We start from the raw sequence: 15,873 nt of genomic DNA on the forward strand, positions 1-15,873 counted from the left end.
CCCCTAATATAAATTGCCATCAGGACAAGTGTATAGGGGAAGTGTTATGAGAGTATCATCCATTATTGGTGCAATTGTAAAAATAAAGTAATCTGAGGGGGTGTTATACCTTAAAGGGGCGGTCAGAACAGGTTGTTAGCGGCGCCCCCGTACATTTCTGGATTTACGGGATTTGGGGATAGTGCCAGGGGGAGTCTTGCGGATCCAGCTACGTGAGCCGGATCAACAAGCACTATCATCCCCAAGCATTAGCGACTGCGTGCATGTCACCGCATGAATCCGCCAGCCACATGCAGCGGCATTCCCACCCTTATATCTACTTGTTGTTATATCGCTGCCGCATCTGGTCAGCCATCATCCGGATTTCCTCGGTTGTTGGCATAACGAATCTGGAGGCGACTCCTGTTAAATCTTTGTCCGACTGCCCATTGCGGATAACCTCTCTTACCGCTGTTATAAACTGCTGTACCGCTGCTGCGCCGCTCCCGATATTTGTCAGTTCCTCGAGACTGGCCGTGCTGGTAGTTTCTACGATAGGGTACTGCTTCGGATCTGCTGTTTCCGCTGCAATATCATAGAAAGAACGAACGAGGCGGGCGCGTTCGCTGCCTGAGCCTTGGGCGATGATAAAAGCTTGAATGATAAAAGCTTTTCGCTGCCTGCGCTGGGCTATGCCGCAAAATTTAAGACCTCGAATGCTCAAATCGAATGTCCCGGGGCAGAATGCTCCGGCAATCTCGCCGGTATCGACCCTTTGCCCGGTGCTGTGCAGCGCTTCCCGGATCAGCTCCACCATGATCTCAAAGTCCTGATGAAAATCAGGCGCAGGTCCCTTGGATGCAAACGGAAGAATAAGGGACAGGTTTACGACCCCGGAGTCCAAGGGAACCGCAGCCCCGCCTGAATGACGGACGGCGGTATCATAGCCGAGTGAGCGAAGCAGGGCTTCCCCCTGTGCAGCTTGGGGCAGTCTGCTGTCGCGCACACCCATGACAAAAGCGCGCGGATGCCGCCATATATGGCAGATCGCGGGTCCGCCCTCTCCGGTCAGTCTGCATAGGAGCTCGTCCAGCGCAAAATGGCACAGCACGTCCTGCTGTGTTAAATCATCGGTTCGGTCGAGCAGCAGTATGGGTTGATCTTCAGGTAGTAACAGGGGGATATTCACGCTTTTCTTGCGCCTCCTTTATGAGTCCAGATATAAGTTTATAGATTCATGAATGGATTTGAAGGTAGGGGATTTAAGGAGAATGAAACCTTGTTCTTGTAGAAGAAGTACCTTAGCATAGGGTTTGTCTTCTTCATGCAGATCGAAGGGAATTTTCCTTAAAACAGCATACCATAAAGTCATGGTGGAGCGGCGAACCATGCTCTTGCCGAGCCAAAGATTTTGCAGCGAGTAAAGGACGTAACACCTGGTGCATAGTCATCCTGACAGAGTTTGGCGGCATGCTGAGCTTCATTGACAATAGGGGAGGAACTTGCATATAATCCGAGTAAGTTTATTGTCTTTGTTAGAGATTTGGTGGGGAGTTCCTTCACTTCATATATAAAGGAGAACGTCATGGAGATTTATAATAGCATTGTTGACATGATCGGTCAGACGCCAATGGTAAAACTTCAGCGGCTGGCGTCTTCAGAGGCCGCCGATGTTTATGTAAAGCTGGAGAGATTCAATCCTTCGGGAAGCGTGAAGGACCGCGCAGCCTACAATCTAATTCATACCGCGGAGGAGCAGGGCCTGCTCCAGCCGGGCGGCACGATCATAGAGCCGACCAGCGGTAACACGGGCATTGGTCTGGCGATGATTGCGGCAGCTAAGGGCTACCGGGCCATATTGATTATGCCGGATAACATGTCCAAGGAGCGGATTAACATATTAAAGGCATACGGGGCGGAGGTCGTGCTGACGCCGAGCAGCGAGCGTATGCCGGGCTCAATTGCCAAAGCGCTTGAGCTTAGAGAGCGGATTCCGGGAAGTTTCATCCCGCAGCAGTTCGAGAATGCCGCTAACCCGGACATTCACCGGGTGACTACAGCACCGGAAATATTGGAGCAGATGGAAGGGCGGCTGGATGCTTTTGTTGCGACTGCTGGAACGGGCGGTACGGTAACCGGAACCGGAGAGGAGCTGCGAAAGTCTCTGCCGAGCCTGCATATCGCGGTGGTCGAGCCGAAGGGCTCGCCTGTGCTTTCCGGCGGACAACCGGGACCGCACAAGCTGGTTGGCACAAGTCCGGGCTTCGTGCCGAAGATCCTGAACACGAGTGTGTATGATGAGATCATACAGATCGCTGACGAGGATGCGCTGCAAACTGTTCGGGATTTGGCACGCAAGGAAGGAATTCTGGTCGGACCGTCCTCCGGCGCTTCGGTATTCGCAGCCCTTCGCGTGGCAGAACGGCTGGGGGAAGGGAAGCGAGTCGTCTGCATTGCGCCGGATACGGGAGAACGGTATTTGAGTATGGATATTTTCTGAATGATGAACAAGCTGCCCAGGAGCTGCAGAGTACGGAGATGCTCAACCGGTTAGCGGCTGAGTTCGGAACTCCTGAATCGGTGAAACGGAGGCTGGATGGTGACACAAACCGGTAAGCAATTACGCTCCCAGCATACGGAAGCCGGGAAGCCTTTGTTGCGGGCGGGGTGCATGATTGCCCTGGTTTGAATCTCTAATGGACCCAGCGGACGTTATTTACCGTAAAAACGCACAATCCCAAATGTAACGGACACCACAGTCGTTATAAAGAGTTTTCGCTGTTCAAACACCTGTGATATTACGAATTAAGGTACCTCAGGTCCGTTGCGATTTTAAAAGGAGCTTTTTACCTCCAATAGCGTCAACTGTGTCTGTTAGCAGTAGAGGACCTCCGTTAGGAGGTCCTCTTGTGTCTGCCCATGATCAACGGCCACGCTCTCGAGAGCCGAAGTACATTAGCAACGATCATGCTCTCGATATGCCTGCTATTCTGCCCTCACCAACGGCCATGCTCTCGAGAGCCGAAGTACTGCCTATTAGCAACGGTCATGCTCTCGATATGCCTGCTATGCTGCCCTCACCAATGACCATGTTCTCGAGAGGGCCAAAGCTACCGCCACTAACGACCACGTTCTTGAAGGGCCGCCTGCCCTGATGCTTCTCTATGTCACGCACAATTCGAAATCGGTACTTTGCGTTCCGATAGTAAGCATGGTTCCGTTAAGCTATGCCTGCTATGCTGCCCATTTCATCCGCATCTTCTAAGTTCCGTTTTTTAACTTGATCTCTGCGACCGGGTTGTTTCCTCCGGTTGGAGGTGACCACAGCTCCAGCTGCTGCATGAGCTGTTTATGGTTTTTCACAAGGAGCACTTTATCGGGATAGCTCCTAAGCGTGTGCTGGATCCGGTGCCTGCCCTCGCGCTGAAAAGACGCGCTCCATTTGAACATGTTCAGGAGCATGATCCAGACGGGTTTATAGTGCGCCTGTTCCAGTCCAAGCCGCTGTTTGATGAATCTGGTGATGATCCGGTAGGTTCTTGTGGAGTAGGGAGGATTCAGGAAAACGATGAGATCCGCCTGCTGGAAGCTGGGGCTGACACATTCAAGATGGGCGCCTTCAATGATCCAGCGTTCCGTCTTCACGATGTCCAGCAGCAGCGCATCCCGGTCCGCCTCGCTCCTTCGGATATCGTCAGGGTTGGCTCGCTCCCAGACCACATTGTCGAGCTCGTAATAGGGGATGCCATGCCGGGCGGAGAGCGCCCTGGCAAGCGTCGTTTTGCCGCTACCGACCGAGCCGATGATATGTATTCGATTCGGAATCATACTGTTCATGGAGATCACCGCATTCAAGAGAATTAGTAGCTAATCCTTTCTGCACCGAGACAGCAATCTCCTGTTTCTAACATTCGAGGGAGTTACCGTACCTCGTGAGAATTACCTTAGCGCATCGAAGAACGCCACGATTTGCTGGGCAACCGATGCGGGTTGTTCAGCCGCAATAAAGTGCCCGCCCGAATTCAGATCCTTCCAGCGGATCACATTCGGAAATATTCGCTCCACGTATTCTCTCGGCGGACGCTCGTTTCGCTGTGCATTTAAGGTGACCGCATGCGGTACAGGCGAGGTTTCTCCCGGTCCCGGCCATCTCGTATGCGTGCCTTCATAATAGTAGCGGTTCGAGGCATTGATGGTCTCGGACACCCAATAGATGGAGACGTTGGAGATGAGCAGCTCTTTGCTGAAATGCTGCAATACGTTGTTATCTTCGGGGGATGTCCAATAATGCCATTTTTCAAGAATGAAAGCGGCCAGTGCCACAGGAGAATCATGCAGGCCGTAGGCTGCCGTTTGCGGTTTTGTACCTAGAATATGGGCGTAGCCGCCTTCTTCACGGTACCATTGCTGCTGATATTGGAGGAACGCCCTCTCCTCATCCGAAAGCGGGGAAGTCGAGTCCACGCAGGGGCTCGGGTTGCCGGGGGATGTGGTGTGATAACCGATGAACCGGTCGGGATGGTCAAGACACATGAGCCCAAGAATGCTGGCTCCGATATCATATCCATGGGCACCGAATCGCTCATAACCGAGCCCCGTCATTAATTTCATAAGCAGTTCTCCTGCCTGTCGGTCCTCAAAGCCTGGACGCAAGGGAATACCCGAGAAGCCGTGACCCGGCAGGGAAGGAATGATGAGGTCGAAGGAAATATCCGCACGACCCCCGATTGGCCCAGGATTCGTAAGGCAAGGGATCAGCTCCAGCATTTCATAGAAGGAGCTGGGCCATCCGTGGGCGATGAGGAGCGGGACGCGGTTGTCACCGCTGCCCTTAATATGTATATAGTGAATGTCTACCCCATCGATTTCAGCGACATAACTCGGATAAGCATGAATGGAGCGACGGAAGGCTTCCCAATCGAACTCATGCCTCCAGTAAGCGATTATATCCTTCATGAAATCAAGCGGGATTCCGTAATTCCAGCGGCCACCCGGGATTTCGTCAGGCCACCGGGTCATATCAAGGCGTTGGTACAGGTCATCAATCGCAGCGGGTTCAATTGGATAAGAAAAGGGTCTGATCTTCATTCACTTCACCTCTTAGGAAGATTGGAGTCTGCTATACTGATAACAACATACTTGCAGTGGATAGATATAAACAGGTAACAGGGAGTTCAACAACACGTGATGACTGTTAAAATAAAATTAATGGTTAGCTAACCGATAAATTCATTTTACTGGTTTGTCATGAAAACATCAATAGGAGGTTTGTTTGTTGTGGGAGCAGAATTGGAGCAGCTGGAAATCATAGCAGACTATATTAATACCCATGATAGACGGATGAGATATGAGGGCGATCCGGGCGTGGAGATTCTTGAAGGCGTAAATGACCTACGATCCTGGCTCTTGGAGTATGGCTTTATTCATGATTTGGACAGCGTAACCGAAGTGGATTTGACGTTGGCTCGTGAACTGCGCAGCAGCTTAAGGGCAGCCATTCCATATAACCCGCATGAACCTAAGGACGACGATTTCCAGACGTTGAATCGTATCGCGGGCCAATTCCGTTTCTTCTATCGTTTCGGTGAAATGTCCGATGTGATGGAGTCCGTGGAGGAACAGGGAAAGGGAGGTTTGGCACGGTTGTTGATTCTGGTGTTCCGACTTCGTGAAAACAATCTGTGGAGCAGATTGAGGGTGTGCACGGCGGCGGATTGCCAGTGGGTATTCGTCGACCGTTCCCGGCCGGGGACGGGCAAATGGTGCTCGATGAAAGCCTGCGGCAATCGCGCGAAGAATAAAACGTACCGGGAACGAGCCAAGTCCATGGGATGAATGCATTACAGGAATTCGTGAAGAATCATAGCCTTACAAAGGCCAATCAAGCGATGTACTTGGTTGGTCTTTTTTTCATGGAATCGAATCACGTAAACAGGAATATGTGATCCCATAACGAAATGGTTGTTACTTAATTATTTTTGTTGCTGCTTATTATTTAGGAAGAATGAAGATTTATGAAATGCATGTCGATTAGGCAATTCTCCATTCGTTGTATAAGTATAGAACGGGAATGCAAGGTTCCTATAACAGGAGGGAATATACCATGAGATTTATGATGATTGTAAGGGCAACCGAGGATTCGGAGGCAGGTGTGCTGCCAAGTGCAGAGCAATTGGATGCCATGATGAGGTACAACATGGAGCTGGCCAGAGCCGGTGTGCTGCTTGCTGCGGACGGACTGCATCCAAGCTCCGGTGCCATCCGGATTTCCTATCCGGAGCCTGGAGGCAAGGCGAAGATTACCGACGGGCCTTTTACGGAAGCCAAGGAATTGATTGCGGGTTATACCTTGATTGAAGTGAAGACGAGGGAAGAAGCGATTGAATGGGCCAAGCGCATGCCGGACCCTCACGGCTTCGGTGCAGGCCAGATCGAGCTCCGGCAGGTGTTTGAACCCACGGATCTGACGCAGGATCCACAAGCCCAGGCCAAACAATATGAGATGCGCGAACATATCCAAAGGCAGAATCCCTAATGCCGGCTGCAGATACACATCGTGCGATCGAGGCGATATGGAGAATCGAATCCTCCAAGATTATCGCCTATCTCACGCGAATGGTTCGTGATATCGGTCTCGCCGAGGATCTGGCGCAAGATGCGTTGATCACTGCGCTCGAGCGATGGCCAAAGGAAGGAATACCGGATAATCCTGGCGGATGGCTGATGACCGCCGCGAAGCGAAAAGCACTTGATGTGCTGCGCCGAAATAAAGTGCGCGATCAGAAGTACGCATTATTGGGCCGCGAGCTGGATGTCCGGATGGATTCGGACATGGAGGTACCGGAGCCGGGGGAAGTGAATGACGATCTGCTGCGGCTCATCTTTATGACCTGTCATCCGGTTCTTTCCCCCGAAGCCCGTGTGGCGCTAACACTCCGCCTGCTTGGCGGATTAACGACAGTGGAGATCGCCCATGCTTATCTTGTCCCTGAAGCTACGATAGCGCAGCGCATTGTTCGTGCCAAGCGGACGCTGTCGGCAACGAGGGTCGCGTTTGAAATTCCGCAAGGAACGGAGCTCAAACCGAGATTGTCATCGGTGCTTGAGGTCATTTATCTCATGTTTAATGAAGGCTATGCAGCATCGTCCGGCAGTCAGTGGATTCGCCCGCTGTTGTGTCAGGAAGCGCTTCGGATCGGGCGGGTGCTGGCTGAGATTGCCCCACTGGAGCCCGAGGTGCACGGGTTGGTTGCGTTAATGGAATTTCAATCTTCCCGATTCAAATCCCGCGTCAATACGGGCGGTCAGCCTGTTCTGCTCCTGGACCAGAATCGGGCGTTATGGGATTATCTATTGATCCGCCGAGGCTTTGCCGCTCTCGATCGAATCGAGCAACTGGGAGGCATGACGGGACCTTATGCCCTTCAGGCCGCAATCTCCGCATGTCATGCCGGAGCGGCCAGTGCCGCAGAGACGAATTGGATTCGCATCTCCGCGCTATATGAAGCGTTAGCCCAGGTTTCTCCCTCCCCTATTGTGGAATTAAACCGTGCCGTTGCCCTCTCCATGGCTTTCGGTCCGGAGATTGGGCTTGAGATCGTGGATGCTCTGCAATCCGTGCCTGCCTTGAAGGGATATCACCTGCTCCCGAGCGTAAGGGGAGACCTGCTCTTTAAGCTGGGACGGCTCGAAGAAGCCTGTGCCGAGTTCAAACGGGCAGCATCGCTGACGGACAATCAGAGGGAACGGGAGCTGCTGCTCGATCGAGCGGCGGAATGCTTGACTGGTGAACCTTGAAAATGAGCGCAAAAAAAGATCTGAAATTTTTTTGATAAATATTTAAAAATGTGTCGATTACGCCGAATCCTGTTCGTCATCTATATGTAAAACCATTAAACGAATAGAGAGGAAGACGAACATGCAAGCACAGATGGTACCGTTTATTATTTCCGAGGATGCAAGAGGACAGGCGGATTTTTACATACAGGCGTTGGGAGGAGAAATCGGCATACTGACTACTTTCGGGAGCATGCCGGGCATGCCGGAAGCCCATCAGGATAAGGTCATGCACATGTCGTTGACCCTGGCTGGCGGCAATCGACTCATTCTGACGGATGCTTTTCAGGAGACTCCCAAGGGCTCGAATATGGGGCTGGCTTTAACGTTTAGTCATGAGGAGGACGCCCGCGCCGCCTATCGTAATCTCAGCCAAGGGGGTACAGAGAAGTATCCTTTTGAGCTGCAGCCATGGGGGGCTTATTACGGAGAAGTCATTGATCGATACGGCATGACCTGGCAGATGGTTTTTCAGGGCTGATCATCAACAATGAGAATTGAATGAATAATAGGTTGGACACTATGATACGAAAGGGAGTTAAATCAGATGAATCAAGAAGTGACGGACTACATTGCGGCAGTGAATGATTCCTGGAAGGTTGAGGTCAGCGAGCGGCTTCGGGAACTCGTGCACAGCACAATCCCGGGCGTTGCGGAACGGCTTCAATATAAAAAGCCCCATTTTCTGAAAAATGGGAAATATGCGGCGGTGATCAGCATCTCCAAGACGGCCGTGAGCTTTACGATATTTAATGCGACGGGCCTGGATTGGCCGCAGCCGCTATTCGAAGGTCCGCCTGAGCGGAAAACGATCAAAATCACGGCTGGGCAGCAGGTGGATTATGATGCGTTGGCATCTTTACTGAAGCAGGCGTCGGAAGGTTTGTAATCCATATGTAATAGGGGAGACGGTGGTCATGAGATCCCGAACAACCTGATCAAATAACCGCGATCCGTATGGATCGCGGTAAGTTCATTTTATTTCTTGGTGCTGTGTTGTTTGCCCGGGAGCTTGTCGCTAGGCGTACCTTTGCCGTGATTCTCTTTGTTGTGGCGGGCTTTTTCCGCGTTCTCGTTCATTTTTTTCACAAAATCATGCGTGCTTTCCATGGGATGTCAGCTCCTTTGATTCTGAATGTATGGCATTTTGCCTGATCGTGCTTAATATAACCATTTTGTTGTTATTGTATTTTATAATGTGGTTATAGGAGTTTAAGTCTGCCTCTCTTTGCAGAAGGAGGAATACATATGTTGTTCAAGTACGGATTCATCTCGGTGCTGTTGGCAGCCGCCTGTTTGCTCGTGATCGCGGGCTGCAAAGGCTCAATCCAGGATACAGCTGACGACGAAATCAGCCTGGTATCCGTTCCATCGTTAATCGGTCTGAAATCGGCGGAGGTTGATGCCATCCAGGTTTTTTTTGGGGACGGCACGCGTTTGACCCTGGATAAGGAGGAGGAGCTTGATCAGATCATGCAATGGGTGAATTCGCTTCAAGCCTATAAAATAGAAGGAGCTCGGGGCCCGGGGTTCCTGTATGCCATGGACATGGTGCAGGGGAATCAGAAACTTCGACTTGCCAATGAATTCGAGGTGGAGGGTCAGTGGTACGCGCTCTCAGGGCCGGAACAAGAGTTGCTGAGTCGTTATCTGATCGAGCAAGGGCGGGCGCACAATCCGGAGTTGCTGCCGGGGATCACCATGGAAACGCCAGAGGCATCCGGATACAACTACATGGATTACGCGCAGAGCGTTAAGTGAGAATGCCACGCTTCATGAACAGATCATCCTATTTCTCAAGTCGCTCCATTCCACCCCCCATCATAAAAAAAGATTCAGCCCGGCTAAACGCCCCCTGGCTGAATCTTGGATATGAAGCGGTACTTCGAGCCCGGTGCTATAAAGCGCCAGGGCATTGTTCCATTACTTGGTATGGCTGATCAGCAGCTCATATTTGTTCAAGGATGCGCCCAAAATATTCTCGTTGCGGCCCTGACCATGGGATTGCCGGAATGACTCGCTGGATGTCCAGCGTTTGAATGCTTCCTCATCCTCCCACACCGTGGAGACCTTCAATTCCTCAGCCTCTGCGCCTTCCTTTGCCTCATGCCATAATTCCATCCGCACGAAACCTTCAATCTCCTGCACACCCTTCGCTTCGGCGAATCGCTGCGCAATCTCTTTACCGAAGCCCGGTTTGACCTTAATCGAGTTTGTAACAACCAGCATATGCGTGATTCCTCCTTCGGTTGATGACCGGAAAAATTCCAGAAATGTCTAGCACCTTGCATGTATGTCCATTATACATGAAGGAACCGACTGATTTCATCTCGGGCTTGGGAGGAACCGGCTTCTGCATGCAAAAGAAACATACGGAACGCTTAAGTAGCCGGAGGGCCATCCCCCGGAAACTCTGCTGCAGGTACGGCTGCAACCGGAGCTGCTTCCTTGGGTTTAGCCCTTCCGCTCCAAGACCAGTAGGTGCCCATGCGGAGCAGTCTCTCCACCGGACCGCTGCGGAACCTTTTTAGCCAGAGCAGGCTGCCCGCTGCCAGCACGCTATAGATCAGAACCGCCAGCAGCGTTCCTTGCAGCACGCCCAGCTTGCCGAACCATCCCAGCCCGAATCCGTAAAAGATCAATACGCATACAACACTCTGCGACAGATAATTGGTCAGCGACATGCGTCCCACCGCTTCAAAAGCCCGAATTACAATGGATTGCTGAGACGAGAACGCGTACAGGGAGGCGAAGAGGTACAGATAACCCAGCGCCAGCAGAGGACCGCCAAGCATGGTGAACACGCCGCTCCAGCTATGGGTTGCGCCGAGCATGACGGCTGCAGTTTTTAATCCAAGCCCGACCGGAACGAGCAGAGCCCATCTAAGATACAGCTTGATTTCCATGGAAGGATGGAGAAAGCGTCCGCGTTTCGCGGCCACCATGCCAAACAGGAACATCGGTGCACTCATCAGCGGAGCAATCAAGATGACCAGCAGCATCAACCAGTCGGGCAGATCGATGGGCATCTCCTCCGTTGATCTGAAATTCAGAATTTCGCTGTAAGTGCCGCTGCCGTAGACTTCAATCGACTGCTTCACATAACTCTCCATGCGCTCTGTTTCACCTGCAACCGGCTCGACGGAGCCGTATCCAAAGAGGGATACCAGTGTGAGCAGGAGAACACCCCAGATCATAATGGTTTTGACCTTTCTTTTCACGAACAGCACAAGGAAGAGACCGATCGCTCCGTAAAACAGCAGAATGTCGCCTTCCCATATGAATATTGAATGCAGCAGACCCAGAACGATTAACAGAACCGATCTGCGGAAGAAACTTCGACCGTACTTGAGCCCTTTGTTGATCAGGCTTTCCCTCATTTTGATCATGCTGTAGCCGAACAGAAACGTAAAGATCGGCATAAAGCTGCCCTCGACGAATACTTTCAGCATGTCATGGCTGATCTGATCCAGCGTGGAAGGCTGGAAGTAATGCAGCTCGTCTTTGCCGAACATGCCGTACTGAAAAATAAGCATATTGGCCATCAGAATACCGAGCAAGCTTAATCCGCGAATGGCATCGACCGCCGTTGAACGTTTGTTTGAATTCATGTATGTCACCTCTAACCCCAAGTATAAAACTTGAACATAAATAACGCGGAAACGGCTTCCTAACTTTTTCTTAACACTTCCAGCATTTGTTTAACTCCTGTTAAGGTTGCTGTGCTAGCATAAATAGCGGGTGAGGATAAAATGGATACACGAATTTTAATTGTTGATGATGAACCTTCCATCGTAAAAATGCTGCAGATGGTGCTGCGCAAGGAAGGCTTTAACCGCATATATACAGCTTCAAGCTGCAAGGAAGCCCTGAGCGAGATCGCCGCTCATGGAGCGGATATCGTGCTGCTGGATGTCATGCTGCCCGACGGCACGGGGTTTGATCTTTGTCCGCAAATCCGTTCGTATGGCAGTCCGCACATTCTGTTTCTGACGGCCAAAGCGTCCGATCTGGATGTGCTGACAGGCTTTGCAATGGGCGGGGACGATTATGTCACCAAGCCGTTTAATCCGCTGGAGATTGCCGCAAGGATCAAAGCGCGTCTGCGCCGGGGCGGCTTCGGGATGATGCCATCGGCCGAGCAGCCGGTTATTCAGCGTGCATGGGACTTCGGCCGGTTCAGGGTCGATGAATCCGCTGGCGAGCTGACGGTGCTGGGAGAGCCTGTGCCTTGTCCGGCACAGGTCTTTCAGCTGCTGCTTTATTTTTGCAAGCACCCGGGGGTAGTGTTCTCGAAGTCCCAGCTGTATGAAGCCGTATGGGGCATCGATGGCATAGGTGAGGACAACACCGTTATGGTGCATATCCGGCGCATTCGGGAACGAATCGAGGAGGACCCTAGCAACCCGCAGTATTTGCTAACGGTTCGAGGACTCGGTTACAAGCTGGTTAAGGAGAAAGGGCGATGAGACTGCGCAGAAGGCTGGCCTTTCATTTTACATACCAACTGATTGCGTTCTCAGCATTTATGTTCTGCTTTCTCATCGTTCTCTTATTCTTCCTGATCAAGCATATCAGTGATGAAGAGATGAGGCGCAACTTCCCGACCGGCGTCCTGAACAGCATTGTAACGGAGACGGTGACGGAGAACGGGAAGGTTCTGCTGGATGACCATTGGAAGCAGCTGCTCCAGGACAAAGAGATGTGGCTGCAGGTGGTGGATATGAAAGGGAATGTGATTCACGCCACCAACACCGAACCGGATGTTCCCTCGGAATACTCGGTTAGCAGCCTGCTTGAGATTAAGGAGAAGCGGCGTCTTGGGGAGTATACAATGGATTGGCAGATGGATCTGACTTATAAGGACCCGCTGCTGTATCTCGCGGGGCGAATTGACGAGAGCTCGGATCATCTTAGGGAATGGTATACCCGGTATCAAGCGGGCGGCAGGGTGAACCCGGCGCAAGCAGCAGAATTGAAGCGCGACTTGGCAAGTCTGGGCGGATATCTGCATGTCATTGACCGGGATGGCCAGATTGTGCAAGCGATTGGAAAGGGAAGCGAGTATAAGGCAAGCTACCATCCGCTGGAGATCATTACGATGCAGGAGCAGCCCGGTACTTACTCCACGCATATTGCGGTTTATCGCGACCCGGCTACCGGCAGCACCTGGGTGTACCATACACCGCAGGATGAGACGCTGGAGAAGCAGCCTATTATGAATGAGCTGATCCGTGTGGCGCTGTGGACCTTGCTGTGTGTACTGATCTTGTCGCTGGCGGTAGCGATTTGGCATGGATACCGGTACAGTCGGCCATTGCTGCTGTTTACCGGATGGTTTGAGCGCATGGGGAGCGGAGCTTATGAGGAAGTGCTGACGCCCAAGGACCGGAAGCGCGTATTTCGCAAGAACGGGAAGCTGCGCATGCGCTTCAAGCTGTATAAGGAAGTGATTCACTCCTTCTACAGGATGGCCGAGAAGCTTGCCGAGACCGAACGGGAGCGCGAGCGGCTGGACCGGAATCGGGAAGAATGGATGTCGGGAATATCGCATGATTTGCGTACGCCGCTGTCCTCGATCCAGGGATATGGTTATATGCTGGAGAACGCGCCGCAGGACTGGAGTCAGGAGGAGCTGCGTGAGATGGGAACCGTCATTCGGGAAAAGGGCGATTACATGCTGGAGTTGATCGATGACTTCTCGCTTGTCTTTCGTCTTAAGAGCGAGATCCGGCCGCAGGAACTGACCCGGCTTGATCTGAATGAACTGGTGCGGCGCTGCGTGCTTAAATACGTGAATGATGTAACGCTGGATGCGAATTTTTCCTATATCGGAGGCGAAGAGCCGCTGCTCATTGATGGCAATGCCAAATGGCTGAAGCGGTTGATGGATAACCTGCTTACGAATGCCGTGAAGCACAATCCCGAGGGAGTTCATGTTGAAGTACGGGTAGAGAGACGTCCCGGCGGCGCGGCGATTGTGGTCGCGGATCAAGGCGTAGGGATGGACGAAGAGACTCGCCGCAACCTGTTTGAACGCTACTACCGGGGGACAAACACCGAGGAGAGCATGGATGGCTCAGGGCTTGGAATGAGCATTGCCAAAGCGATTGTCGAAGCACATCGAGGCCGAGTGGGCCTGTGGTCGGAAGTCGGCCGCGGAACAACCATCACTGTTCTATTGCCTGAGGTTTCCGTGCAAGATGGTGCGGATTGCACGGCACATGGTAAGGATGATTGACGTCATCACACGATTTTTTTCATTCCCATTGCAATTTGGTTAGTGTTCACTTATGATATGATTATGAAAAAGAAACCGCATTTCGATAGCAAGAAGAAGGAAATATTGCAGGCGGCCATGAAACTCTTTGCCGAGAAGGGCGTTGACGGGGTATCGGTGAAGGAGATCGGCGCGGCAGCTGGTGTGACGGATGCAGCGATCTATAAGCATTTTACGAATAAGGATGCCGTTGCTGCGGAGGCATTCGAGGAATACTGCGGCAGTTACACACGTTTGGTGGATGATTACGCTTCCCAAACCGGACTGTTCGCAGAGAAGTTGTCCGCCTTGGTCACCCGTGTATTGGAGTCTTATGACGAGGATAAATACGGCTTGCTGCTGTTGTCCCAGCATCACGAGCTGTTTACGGAGGTGCTCAAGAGCAGGGGGCGTCAGCCGCTCGATGCATTATGCGATCTGCTCGATCAAGCGGTGTTGCAGCGGGATATTCCGCCGCAGAATATACGCTTAACCGCGGTGTTGATCATCGGTGCATTCAATCAGCTGGCCGTTTCAACGATGCAAGGGGAGCTTGAGGAACCGCTCTCGGCGCTGGCGCCTGAGGTGACGGCACATCTACTGGCTTTGACAGGTTTAGGGAAGGGTCCGGTGTGACCTTTTCTTTTTACCTTAAGGTTAGTGTTTATTAACCAAATTAACAGGGGGAACGTGTATGAAAAAGATTTTGATTATTCAGGGCAATCCGATTGAGAACAGTTATGGAAGTCATTTGGCCAAGGGATATGCGCAGGGGGCAGCCGAATCAGGGGCAGAGGTGCGTGAGCTGGTGCTTGGAGAGATGGATTTTGATCTGAGCCTATCCGGCGGCTATAAGGGGAATCAAGCTCTGGAGCCCGATCTGCAAGAAGCGCAGAAGCTCATCGCATGGGCGGATCATCTGGTATTTGTGTACCCGAACTGGTGGGGCGGCATGCCGGCACTGCTGAAGGGGTTTATCGACCGAGTCTTTTTGCCGGGCTTTGCGTTTAAGTACCGCCGGAACTCTCCATTGCCGGAGCAACTGCTCAAAGGGAAAACCGCCCGATTGATTGTCACGATGGATTCGCCCTACGTTTACTATCGCTTCTATCTGGGTCAGCCCGGGCATCAAATGATGAAGCATTCCATTCTGAAGTTCTGCGGCGTGAGCTCGGTTCGTGCCACGAACATCACGCAGCTTCGCAAAATGCCTGAGAGCGCAAAAAAGCAATGGCTTGAGCGCGTACAGAACATGGGGAGGAAACTGGCGTAGAGGCCGTTGCCGCCGATGTGCAGTTCTTTCCAAACACTTGACTTCTCGGGCAAGAAGATTATAATTCATACAACAAATGAAACAAAAGAGAATTGAAGGGTAAACAGGATCAAAATCAAATCTTAATGTATATGCCGGGGAATAGGGCCCAGGCGTTTCTACCAGGTTACCGTAAATGACTTGACTACATGAAGGATGAGAGCCAGAGTCCAGCGCCCGGCTTCGAATGGAATGGAGAGGCGGGCGGTAAGATCACCTTGGAATCCGGGTACCGGCAGGTTTTAACGGATGGGGTGTTGTGCAGACTATTAGCAATGCATTGCTGATGCACCGGGCTTCTCTTCCTCTATGGATATAGTTAGTTCAGGCAACCCGGGCAGATACGCTGTCCGGGTTGTTTTACGTGCTTGCGCGTAGAATTGATTTTGTACTTTTACCGTTTCATCATAAGAAAAACGTCTATTGACGTACTTTCACAGATGACAGACCGCAGTTAGAAGAAGTTTTTATTGCGATATCAGGAAGT

General features: G+C 51.8%; 17 protein-coding genes and 1 riboswitch. Of the genes, 11 read left to right on the forward strand and 6 right to left on the reverse strand.

Going from position 1 to position 15,873, the window contains the following annotated elements:
• Positions 1 to 316: 316 nt before the first annotated feature.
• Positions 317 to 1,168: a lipoate--protein ligase family protein gene (locus tag B9D94_RS29805; RefSeq protein ID WP_006207063.1), complete on the reverse strand. Its 852-nt coding sequence runs from the start codon at positions 1,166 to 1,168 to the stop codon at positions 317 to 319.
• Positions 1,169 to 1,564: 396 nt separating this feature from the next.
• Here B9D94_RS29805 and cysK point away from each other — a divergent pair, with 396 nt between their 5' ends.
• The gene (gene cysK, locus B9D94_RS29810) at positions 1,565 to 2,479 is read left to right on the forward strand and encodes a cysteine synthase A (protein WP_148248621.1); all 915 of its coding nucleotides are present in this window, start codon (positions 1,565 to 1,567) and stop codon (positions 2,477 to 2,479) included.
• 761 nt (positions 2,480 to 3,240) lie between these two features.
• On the opposite strand, the gene B9D94_RS29815 is transcribed toward cysK, so the two are convergent.
• Together B9D94_RS29815 and B9D94_RS29820 are read right to left on the reverse strand one after the other, a co-directional pair.
• Positions 3,241 to 3,816 (reverse strand): AAA family ATPase, encoded by a 576-nt coding sequence (locus B9D94_RS29815; RefSeq protein ID WP_148248622.1) that lies wholly within the window; start codon positions 3,814 to 3,816, stop codon positions 3,241 to 3,243.
• A gap of 102 nt (positions 3,817 to 3,918) precedes the next feature.
• Complete coding sequence (locus tag B9D94_RS29820) at positions 3,919 to 5,067, reverse strand: epoxide hydrolase family protein (protein WP_006207060.1); 1,149 nt, start codon at positions 5,065 to 5,067, stop codon at positions 3,919 to 3,921.
• A 189-nt stretch (positions 5,068 to 5,256) separates the two neighbouring features.
• On the opposite strand from B9D94_RS29820, the gene B9D94_RS29825 reads away from it, so the two are divergent.
• From B9D94_RS29825 to B9D94_RS29845, 5 genes are all read left to right on the forward strand, one after another.
• A complete protein-coding gene (locus tag B9D94_RS29825) occupies positions 5,257 to 5,814 on the forward strand; it encodes a CGNR zinc finger domain-containing protein (protein WP_148248623.1) in 558 nt (185 codons plus the stop codon).
• Positions 5,815 to 6,082: 268 nt separating this feature from the next.
• Complete coding sequence (locus B9D94_RS29830; RefSeq protein ID WP_006207058.1) at positions 6,083 to 6,514, forward strand: YciI family protein; 432 nt, start codon at positions 6,083 to 6,085, stop codon at positions 6,512 to 6,514.
• Complete coding sequence (locus B9D94_RS29835; RefSeq protein ID WP_006207057.1) at positions 6,514 to 7,776, forward strand: RNA polymerase sigma factor; 1,263 nt, start codon at positions 6,514 to 6,516, stop codon at positions 7,774 to 7,776. Before B9D94_RS29830 ends, B9D94_RS29835 begins: the two co-directional genes overlap by 1 nt.
• A gap of 121 nt (positions 7,777 to 7,897) precedes the next feature.
• Positions 7,898 to 8,296 carry a VOC family protein gene (locus B9D94_RS29840; protein WP_006207056.1) on the forward strand — a complete coding sequence of 133 codons (399 nt, stop codon included), beginning with the start codon at positions 7,898 to 7,900 and terminating at the stop codon, positions 8,294 to 8,296.
• Between the two features lie 66 nt (positions 8,297 to 8,362).
• Complete coding sequence (locus B9D94_RS29845; RefSeq protein ID WP_006207055.1) at positions 8,363 to 8,704, forward strand: DUF1801 domain-containing protein; 342 nt, start codon at positions 8,363 to 8,365, stop codon at positions 8,702 to 8,704.
• 89 nt (positions 8,705 to 8,793) lie between these two features.
• Here B9D94_RS29845 and B9D94_RS29850 read toward each other — a convergent pair whose 3' ends face one another.
• On the reverse strand, positions 8,794 to 8,925 hold the full coding sequence (locus B9D94_RS29850; protein ID WP_006207054.1) for a DUF4023 domain-containing protein: 132 nt from the start codon (positions 8,923 to 8,925) through the stop codon (positions 8,794 to 8,796).
• Positions 8,926 to 9,063: 138 nt separating this feature from the next.
• On the opposite strand from B9D94_RS29850, the gene B9D94_RS29855 reads away from it, so the two are divergent.
• Positions 9,064 to 9,576: a hypothetical protein gene (locus B9D94_RS29855; RefSeq protein WP_006207053.1), complete on the forward strand. Its 513-nt coding sequence runs from the start codon at positions 9,064 to 9,066 to the stop codon at positions 9,574 to 9,576.
• Positions 9,577 to 9,738: 162 nt separating this feature from the next.
• Here B9D94_RS29855 and B9D94_RS29860 read toward each other — a convergent pair whose 3' ends face one another.
• Both B9D94_RS29860 and B9D94_RS29865 read right to left on the reverse strand, forming a co-directional pair.
• A complete protein-coding gene (locus tag B9D94_RS29860; protein ID WP_006207052.1) occupies positions 9,739 to 10,044 on the reverse strand; it encodes an antibiotic biosynthesis monooxygenase in 306 nt (101 codons plus the stop codon).
• Positions 10,045 to 10,196: 152 nt separating this feature from the next.
• Positions 10,197 to 11,426, reverse strand: coding sequence for a DUF418 domain-containing protein (locus tag B9D94_RS29865; protein WP_006207051.1), 1,230 nt, complete (start codon positions 11,424 to 11,426; stop codon positions 10,197 to 10,199).
• A gap of 141 nt (positions 11,427 to 11,567) precedes the next feature.
• Between B9D94_RS29865 and B9D94_RS29870 the strand changes: the two genes are divergently transcribed.
• From B9D94_RS29870 to B9D94_RS29885, 4 genes are all read left to right on the forward strand, one after another.
• Positions 11,568 to 12,284 carry a response regulator transcription factor gene (locus tag B9D94_RS29870; protein ID WP_006207050.1) on the forward strand — a complete coding sequence of 239 codons (717 nt, stop codon included), beginning with the start codon at positions 11,568 to 11,570 and terminating at the stop codon, positions 12,282 to 12,284.
• Entirely contained in the window at positions 12,281 to 14,056 is a 1,776-nt protein-coding gene (locus tag B9D94_RS29875; protein ID WP_148248624.1) for a sensor histidine kinase, read from the forward strand. Before B9D94_RS29870 ends, B9D94_RS29875 begins: the two co-directional genes overlap by 4 nt.
• 63 nt (positions 14,057 to 14,119) lie before the next feature.
• Complete coding sequence (locus B9D94_RS29880) at positions 14,120 to 14,710, forward strand: TetR/AcrR family transcriptional regulator (RefSeq protein WP_172964016.1); 591 nt, start codon at positions 14,120 to 14,122, stop codon at positions 14,708 to 14,710.
• A gap of 58 nt (positions 14,711 to 14,768) precedes the next feature.
• Positions 14,769 to 15,347, forward strand: coding sequence for an NAD(P)H-dependent oxidoreductase (locus B9D94_RS29885; RefSeq protein WP_148248625.1), 579 nt, complete (start codon positions 14,769 to 14,771; stop codon positions 15,345 to 15,347).
• 105 nt (positions 15,348 to 15,452) lie between these two features.
• A riboswitch (purine riboswitch) is annotated at positions 15,453 to 15,554 on the forward strand.
• Positions 15,555 to 15,873: the final 319 nt, after the last annotated feature.

The sequence above is a fragment of the Paenibacillus sp. Cedars genome (genome assembly GCF_003184205.1).
Classification (GTDB): Bacteria; Bacillota; Bacilli; order Paenibacillales; family Paenibacillaceae; genus Paenibacillus_AQ; species Paenibacillus_AQ glucanolyticus.

Coding starts and splice junctions, on each gene's coding strand:
- B9D94_RS29850 (WP_006207054.1), bottom strand. CDS start 8,925: ATGGAAAGCACGCATGATTTTGTGAAAAAAATGAACGAGAACGCGGAA.
- B9D94_RS29885 (WP_148248625.1), top strand. CDS start 14,769: ATGAAAAAGATTTTGATTATTCAGGGCAATCCGATTGAGAACAGTTAT.
- B9D94_RS29855 (WP_006207053.1), top strand. CDS start 9,064: ATGTTGTTCAAGTACGGATTCATCTCGGTGCTGTTGGCAGCCGCCTGT.
- B9D94_RS29865 (WP_006207051.1), bottom strand. CDS start 11,426: ATGAATTCAAACAAACGTTCAACGGCGGTCGATGCCATTCGCGGATTA.
- B9D94_RS29845 (WP_006207055.1), top strand. CDS start 8,363: ATGAATCAAGAAGTGACGGACTACATTGCGGCAGTGAATGATTCCTGG.
- B9D94_RS29835 (WP_006207057.1), top strand. CDS start 6,514: ATGCCGGCTGCAGATACACATCGTGCGATCGAGGCGATATGGAGAATC.
- B9D94_RS29875 (WP_148248624.1), top strand. CDS start 12,281: ATGAGACTGCGCAGAAGGCTGGCCTTTCATTTTACATACCAACTGATT.
- B9D94_RS29815 (WP_148248622.1), bottom strand. CDS start 3,816: ATGAACAGTATGATTCCGAATCGAATACATATCATCGGCTCGGTCGGT.
- cysK (WP_148248621.1), top strand. CDS start 1,565: ATGGAGATTTATAATAGCATTGTTGACATGATCGGTCAGACGCCAATG.
- B9D94_RS29840 (WP_006207056.1), top strand. CDS start 7,898: ATGCAAGCACAGATGGTACCGTTTATTATTTCCGAGGATGCAAGAGGA.
- B9D94_RS29880 (WP_172964016.1), top strand. CDS start 14,120: ATGAAAAAGAAACCGCATTTCGATAGCAAGAAGAAGGAAATATTGCAG.
- B9D94_RS29870 (WP_006207050.1), top strand. CDS start 11,568: ATGGATACACGAATTTTAATTGTTGATGATGAACCTTCCATCGTAAAA.
- B9D94_RS29820 (WP_006207060.1), bottom strand. CDS start 5,067: ATGAAGATCAGACCCTTTTCTTATCCAATTGAACCCGCTGCGATTGAT.
- B9D94_RS29860 (WP_006207052.1), bottom strand. CDS start 10,044: ATGCTGGTTGTTACAAACTCGATTAAGGTCAAACCGGGCTTCGGTAAA.
- B9D94_RS29830 (WP_006207058.1), top strand. CDS start 6,083: ATGAGATTTATGATGATTGTAAGGGCAACCGAGGATTCGGAGGCAGGT.